Below are 6,076 nucleotides of genomic sequence, written 5' to 3' on the forward strand. Positions count from 1 at the left end.
GTGGCCGATCCCCGCATCAAGGCGGTGTCCTTCACCGGTGGCGTGCCCGGCGGCCGCGAGATCGCCGCCGTGTCCGCGCCCCTGTTCCGCCCCTGCCAGCTCGAACTGGGCGGGAACAACCCGCTGATCGTGCTGCCCGACGCCGATCTCGACACCGCGGCGCGGATGGGCGCGGAACTGCTGACCACCCTCAACGGGCAGTGGTGCCGGGCGCTGGGGCGGTTGATCGTGCCCGCCACGCGCGCAGGCGAAGTGACCGAGGCGATCGGCAAACGGCTCGAGGCGCTGCGCATGGGCCCACCCCTGGACCGGGCGACGGAACTGGGTCCGCTGGTGCATTCCCGGCACGCTCGCGGGGTGCGCGCGGCGCTGGAGGGGCGTGCGCACAGGGCCTATGGGACGCCACCGGACCGCGGCAACTACCTCGCCCCCGCGCTGCTCGCCGAGGATCTCGCCGAGGAAGTGTTCGGTCCGGTCGCCGGTGTCGTCACCTACGACAGCGTCGAGGATGTGGCGCGGCTGGCCAATGCCGGGCCCTACGGGCTGGAAGCCTATGTGTGCGGGGCGGATACCGAGTTCGCGCTGGCGGTGGCGCGCCGGATTCGCGCGGGCGAGGTGAAGGTCAACGGTTCGTCGGTGATGAGCCTCGATCTCATGACCCCGCGCCCGGCGTGGGGCGTGTCCGGGCTGGGCGAGGAGGGCACCGCCGAGACGCTGCGGTTCTTCACCGGCGCCCGGGTGGTCGGCGTGGAGGGGCGATTCGCCCTGCACACCTCATGAGCACCGTCGCGATCGCGGGCGCGGGACCGGTCGGGCTGACCGCCGCGCTGGTGCTGGCACAGCGGGGCATCGACGTGACCGTCCTGGAACAGGGTCCGGGGCTGGCGGCCGAATCCCGGGCCTCCACCTTCCACCCGCCCACCCTGGATATGCTGCGGGAACTGGACGTGGCGGACGCACTGCTGCGAAAAGGCTTGGTGGCCTCCACTTTCCAGTATCGAGAACGCGGCGGCGACGCCATCGCCACCCTCGACCTGAGTGTATTGGCCGGGGATACCGCGTTCCCATACCGGGTGCAGTGCGAGCAGAGCAAGCTCACCCCGATCCTGCTGGACGCGCTGCCCGACGGGGTCCAGGTGCGGTTCTCGCATGCGGTGCAGGGGGTTTCGGCCGATGCGCGCGGGGTGCGGATCGCCACCTCGCGCGGGCCGGTGGACTGCGACTATCTCCTCGGCGCGGATGGCGCGCATTCGGCGGTGCGGCAGGGGATCTCGGCGGATTTCGAGGGCAGCACCTATCCGGAACGGTTCCTGGTCGCCTCGGTCGAGGAGGACCTCACCGCGGCGCTGCCCGGAATCGCGCCCATCAACTACCTGTTCGATCCGCACGAGTGGCTGGTGCTGCTGCGCACCCCCGACCATTGGCGGGTGCTGCTGCCAACCCCCGAGGGCACCTCCGACGCGCACGAATTGCGCAGGCTCCCCGGCCGTTTGACCGGCGTCGCCGATCTGGGCCGACCCTGGCGCGTCGCGCACGCCAGCCTGTATCGGGTGCACGAGCGGGTGACTTCCCGGTTCCGTGCCGGCCGGGTGCTGCTCATGGGCGATGCCGCACACGTGAACAATCCGCTCGGCGGGCTCGGCATGAACAGCGGCATCCACGACGCGGTCCGAATGGCCTCCGCGCTGGCCGACGTGCTCGGCGGAGCGCCGGACACGGTGCTCGACCGCGCCGCCCGGCAACGCCGGACCGTCGCGGTCGAGCATGTGCAGCGCACCAGCCGCGCCAATTGGTCACGGCTGCACCGGCACGACGCGGAGTACCGGCGGCAGCTGCGGGAGCTGGCGGCCGATCCGGTCGCGGCGCGCGCCCACCTGCGGCGCGCCTGCCTGATGGATTCGCTCGAGGCCACCGCATGAGAATCCACCGCGAGAATCCGGCCCACCCACGCGAACTGGTCGGCTCGGTGCCGATCACCCCGCCCGAAGCGGTGGAAGTCATCGCACGGGAAGCGGATCGACGCTTCCGGGAATGGTCACGCGCACCGCTGTCCGCCAGGCTCGAGCCGCTGCGGGCCGCCGCGGACACGATGGACGCCGACGTGGTCGAGCTGGGCGAGTTGCTGGCCCGCGAGACCGGCAAACCGATCGTCGACTGCCGCGGTGAGATCTCGTTCGCCGCGGTGTATCTGCGCTGGCTCTGCGATCGGGCGGAGACGGTGTTCGCGCCCACCGAGATCGACGACCGCCTGGGACGGCTGACCGTGACACCGCGCCCATACGGCGTCGTCGCGGCCATCACGCCCTGGAACGCCCCGATCATTCTCTCGATCCTCAAGCTCGGTCCCGCGCTGGCCGCGGGAAACACGGTGCTGCTCAAACCTTCTCCACTCGCCCCGCTCACGGTGACCCGGGTCGCGCGACTGCTGCCCGAGACCACCGTCGTGCACGGCGGCCCCGAGCTGGTGCGGGCGTTGATCGCCGATCCGCGCGTCGGCAAGATCGCGTTCACCGGCGGCGGCGCGGCCGGGCGCGCGATCGCCGCGGCCGCCGGGCAGGCGCTCAAACCGCTGGTCCTCGAACTCGGCGGCAACGACCCGGCGGTGTTCCTCGACGACTTCGCGCTCACCCCCGGAGATTACGAGCGTTTGGTGCTGGCCTCCTTCGCCACCTCCGGCCAGGTGTGCATGGCGGCCAAACGTCTCTACGTCCCCGAGCGGCGCGTCCAGGAATTCCTCGACGCGTACCTGGCCGCCGCGCATCGCGTTCTGTGGGTCGGAGACCCTGTGGACGAGGCGGTGACCATGGGACCGGTGGTCAGTCGCGCGGCCGCCGACCGGGTCACGGCGTTGATCTCCGATGCCGCAGCGCGCGGCGGGCGAATCATCACCCTGGCGCAGGGCCCCGGCGGGGACGGCTACTTCCTCGACCCGGTCCTCGCCTGCGGACTGGCCGACGACGCGCCACTGGTCGGCACCGAACAGTTCGGACCCGCGGTGCCTCTGCTGTCGTACCGCGACGAGGCCGAAGTCCTTGCCCGCGCCAACGATTCCGATCTGGGCCTCGGCGCGTCGGTCTGGTCCGCCGACGAGGATCGCGCCTTCGCCTTCGCCGCCCGGCTGGAAGCCGGATTCACCTTCATCAACACCCACAACCGCACCGGGATGTCCCTGCGCGCCCCGTTCGGCGGGATCAAGCGCAGCGGCTACGGTCGCGAATACGCCGAAGACGGCCTGCGCGAATACATCCAGACCACGGTCACCCACGCCCCCGCCGCCTTCCGCCCGGGCGGTCCGGGCCTGCCCGCGCGCGCCTACCCCACAGCCACCGCACACTGAATCCGCACGACTGCACCGAGCGGCTCGACGGACTATCGTGTGCTCATGCGTACACGCGTCATGCGCACGCTGGCGAGCTACAACCGGTGCGTGACCAACCCCGCCGTCCGCTTCGCGACCGCCCGCGTTCCCGGATACGCCAATGTGATTCACACCGGACGCCGATCCGGTCGCCGGTTCCGCACCCCGGTCGGTACGACGTGGTACGGCGATGAGCTGCGCGTGGCGGTCAACTACGGCGACCACAGCGACTGGGTACGCAACGTCCTGAAGTCCGGTGCCTTCGAATTGGAGCACCGCGGCACTCGGATGCGGATGATCCAGCCTTATCTGACCGCCATCGACGGCCGCACCACCCTCGTAGCCACCGTTGCCCGTTGACCGGCCGACCCGGGGCGCGATTCGGCGTGGGACCGCGCTGACGCACGGTCCCACACCTTCCCGCTCGGAGCGGATCGCGGTCGCCGATCAGGGCAGGGTCGTGATCGTGCCCGCCGAGATCAAACTCTGGTAGTAGCTGCCCCCGGGGTAGAGGTCCGGGGTCTTGGTGCCGGCCACGAAGTCTCCGGCCCAGCCGACCGAGAGATGTTGCAGGGCATCGACATTCTTGGCTTGCGGCGTGCCGCAGGCCACCTTGTCCGGTGTGGGTGCGCTCGCGCCCTCGACGTCGATGTGGGCGCCGGAGGTGAGCCGGACGCCCAGGAACGGCCGGTGCAGCTGGTCGATCAGCACCTGGGTGCCGGCGCCGTCGCGGTTGCAGGAGTAGGGCGGGGCGGTGATGGCCAGGATCGGCAGGGTGGTGTTGTCCAGGTGGTTGAGCGCGGTGCTCAGGTTGTTGCCGATGAAGCTCTTGACCGGGTCGTAGAGGATTTCCCCGCGCAGATTGGCGAAGGCGCTCGGATAGTCCGCGCGCAGCTCCTGGGTCACGTACGGCACCGCCTCGCCACCGGCGGAGTGCGCGGCGAAGACCCAGGCGGTCGGCAGCGCCACGTCGGTGCGGCCCGCTTTACCGCGGGCGTCGGTGAAACTCCGACCGAGTTTGTCGCCGAGGTCGCCGGACTTGCCGAACAGATCAGCCACGTTGTGCAGGAAATCGGTGTTGTTACCGAGATTTTCGAGCGTGCAGCCGAAGAAGTTGGCGGTGGGCAGGGTCGGCGCGAAAACCAGGAAGCCCTGGGCGGCGAATTTGCGGGCAGTGTCGTCGACCGAATCGTTGGCACTGGCGAAACCGTGCTGCAACCAGACCAGCGCCTTGGGCGTACCGGACGGGAAGTACCAGTTGCTGCTCTGGTGCAGCGTGGTGAAGGCGCAGCGGATGTCGACGGTGTTCGCGACGAATGCGACGGCACTGTCGGCGTTGGCCATCGGTACTGACGAAGCGGCATAGGCGGAGACGGCGAAGACGGCCGAGACCGCGGCCGCCAGCAAGCGTCGAATGATCAAGAGACTTCCTTTGTTCCTCATCGAGAAACGATGTTTCGTTTCTGAGGGATCATTAGGCGACCAACCCTCCAGCAAGTCAACAGTCTGAAACAACATTGCGTAACATTTGCCGTAGCGAATTCCATTGCCGCGCAGCACAAATGGCCGGTCCGTCGGACCGGCCGAATGCGCCGTCACGCCGAGGGCTTGTCGCCGCCCTATTCGCGCCGGGATCTCACCCGCAGCAGCAGATAGGCCAGTGCGGCCGCGAGCAACACCACCACGACCACCCCGGTGAGGATCGCGGCGAGGTGCGAATCGCCCGAATGGGACTGCTGGGCAACGGGTTGCGTGGTCGGGGCGCCGCCGAAGGTCAGGGGCAGCGAGGTGATAATCGCGGTGGGATTGGTGAGGCTGGTGACCGCGAGGGTGCACGCGCCCGGCGCGGAGGCGCAGTCGATGCCGCCGACCGAGGCGGTGAGCACGATGGTGCGGCCGCGTTGGCCGGGTTGCCAGACGCCCTGGGCGTCGGCGTTGCCGAGCAGGGAGCGGTCCAGCTGGCAGTCCGAGGGGCTGGTGACGGCCGGTTTGCATTGGCCGATGGCCACATTGGGCAGATTGGCGGGCAGGCCGTCGAGGGCGATGGTGAGCACCTCGCCGACGCTGACCTCACCGGCGGGTGTCGGGTGCAGCGCGGGTGCGGCGGTGGCGGACGGGGCGGCGGCCAGCAGCGCGGCGGCCGTGACCGCCGCGCCCGCCACACCACGGAGGATGTCGCGTCTCATGGGTGCGTCATCCGAAGCTGAGCGGCACCGAGGCCAGGATATTGTTCGGATCGGTCAGGCTGGTGACCGAGATGGTGCACGCGCCCGCCGCCGCGGTGCAGTCCACGCCGCCGACCGAGGACACCAGGGTGATGCCGCCGCCCGACCAATTGCCTTGCGCGTCCGCGGTTCCCAGGAGTGAGCCGCCGAGGTTGCAGTCCGACGGGCCGGAGATCTGCGCCTTGCACTGGCCGACCGCCACCGACGCCAGGTTCGGCGTGAGCCCGCTCACCGAGACGCTGACGGTCTGCCCGGCCGAGACGCCCCAGGACTGGCTCACGTCCACGGAGGCCGCCTGCGCGCTGGTCGCGCCGCCGAACAGGGCGAGGGCGGTCAGGCCGGTGAGCACCGCGCCCCCTCGAGTTCCGTATCGAAACATGGTGTTCCTTACCTTTCTTCGGCGGAGGCGAGTGGATTCTCGCTCATCGCCGTGGGCGATCACCTGTGGCAGAGCCCGTGGCTGGGGCGGGTGGAACAGAATGTGCTGGAGGCG

General features: G+C 69.8%; 7 protein-coding genes. 4 read left to right on the top strand and 3 right to left on the bottom strand.

Going from position 1 to position 6,076, the window contains the following annotated elements; genetic code table 11:
- The 4 genes from ACWELQ_RS35300 to ACWELQ_RS35315 all read left to right on the top strand — a co-directional run.
- On the top strand, nucleotides 1-780 hold a 780-nt coding region (locus tag ACWELQ_RS35300), incomplete at its 5' end, for an aldehyde dehydrogenase family protein (protein ID WP_452401354.1).
- A complete protein-coding gene (locus tag ACWELQ_RS35305; RefSeq protein ID WP_452401355.1) occupies nucleotides 777-1,919 on the top strand; it encodes an FAD-dependent oxidoreductase in 1,143 nt (380 codons plus the stop codon). The genes ACWELQ_RS35300 and ACWELQ_RS35305, both read left to right, overlap by 4 nt.
- A complete protein-coding gene (locus tag ACWELQ_RS35310; RefSeq protein WP_452401356.1) occupies nucleotides 1,916-3,337 on the top strand; it encodes an aldehyde dehydrogenase family protein in 1,422 nt (473 codons plus the stop codon). Before ACWELQ_RS35305 ends, ACWELQ_RS35310 begins: the two co-directional genes overlap by 4 nt.
- 45 nt (nucleotides 3,338-3,382) lie before the next feature.
- The gene (locus ACWELQ_RS35315; RefSeq protein WP_452401357.1) at nucleotides 3,383-3,718 is read left to right on the top strand and encodes a nitroreductase/quinone reductase family protein; all 336 of its coding nucleotides are present in this window, start codon (nucleotides 3,383-3,385) and stop codon (nucleotides 3,716-3,718) included.
- An 87-nt stretch (nucleotides 3,719-3,805) separates the two neighbouring features.
- On the opposite strand, the gene ACWELQ_RS35320 is transcribed toward ACWELQ_RS35315, so the two are convergent.
- The 3 genes from ACWELQ_RS35320 to ACWELQ_RS35330 form a co-directional block, all read right to left on the bottom strand.
- On the bottom strand, nucleotides 3,806-4,780 hold the full coding sequence (locus tag ACWELQ_RS35320; protein ID WP_452401358.1) for an alpha/beta hydrolase: 975 nt from the start codon (nucleotides 4,778-4,780) through the stop codon (nucleotides 3,806-3,808).
- 197 nt (nucleotides 4,781-4,977) lie between these two features.
- Entirely contained in the window at nucleotides 4,978-5,544 is a 567-nt protein-coding gene (locus tag ACWELQ_RS35325) for a hypothetical protein (protein ID WP_452401359.1), read from the bottom strand.
- A 7-nt stretch (nucleotides 5,545-5,551) separates the two neighbouring features.
- Entirely contained in the window at nucleotides 5,552-5,962 is a 411-nt protein-coding gene (locus tag ACWELQ_RS35330; RefSeq protein WP_452401360.1) for a neocarzinostatin apoprotein domain-containing protein, read from the bottom strand.
- Between the last annotated feature and the right edge of the window lie 114 nt (nucleotides 5,963-6,076).

This window comes from Nocardia sp. NPDC004722 (assembly GCF_053601505.1).

Excerpts from the sequence above, each read along its gene's own strand:
- ACWELQ_RS35315 (WP_452401357.1), top strand. The coding sequence starts at position 3,383 with ATGCGTACACGCGTCATGCGCACGCTGGCGAGCTACAACCGGTGCGTG.
- ACWELQ_RS35325 (WP_452401359.1), bottom strand. The coding sequence starts at position 5,544 with ATGAGACGCGACATCCTCCGTGGTGTGGCGGGCGCGGCGGTCACGGCC.
- ACWELQ_RS35305 (WP_452401355.1), top strand. The coding sequence starts at position 777 with ATGAGCACCGTCGCGATCGCGGGCGCGGGACCGGTCGGGCTGACCGCC.
- ACWELQ_RS35330 (WP_452401360.1), bottom strand. The coding sequence starts at position 5,962 with ATGTTTCGATACGGAACTCGAGGGGGCGCGGTGCTCACCGGCCTGACC.
- ACWELQ_RS35310 (WP_452401356.1), top strand. The coding sequence starts at position 1,916 with ATGAGAATCCACCGCGAGAATCCGGCCCACCCACGCGAACTGGTCGGC.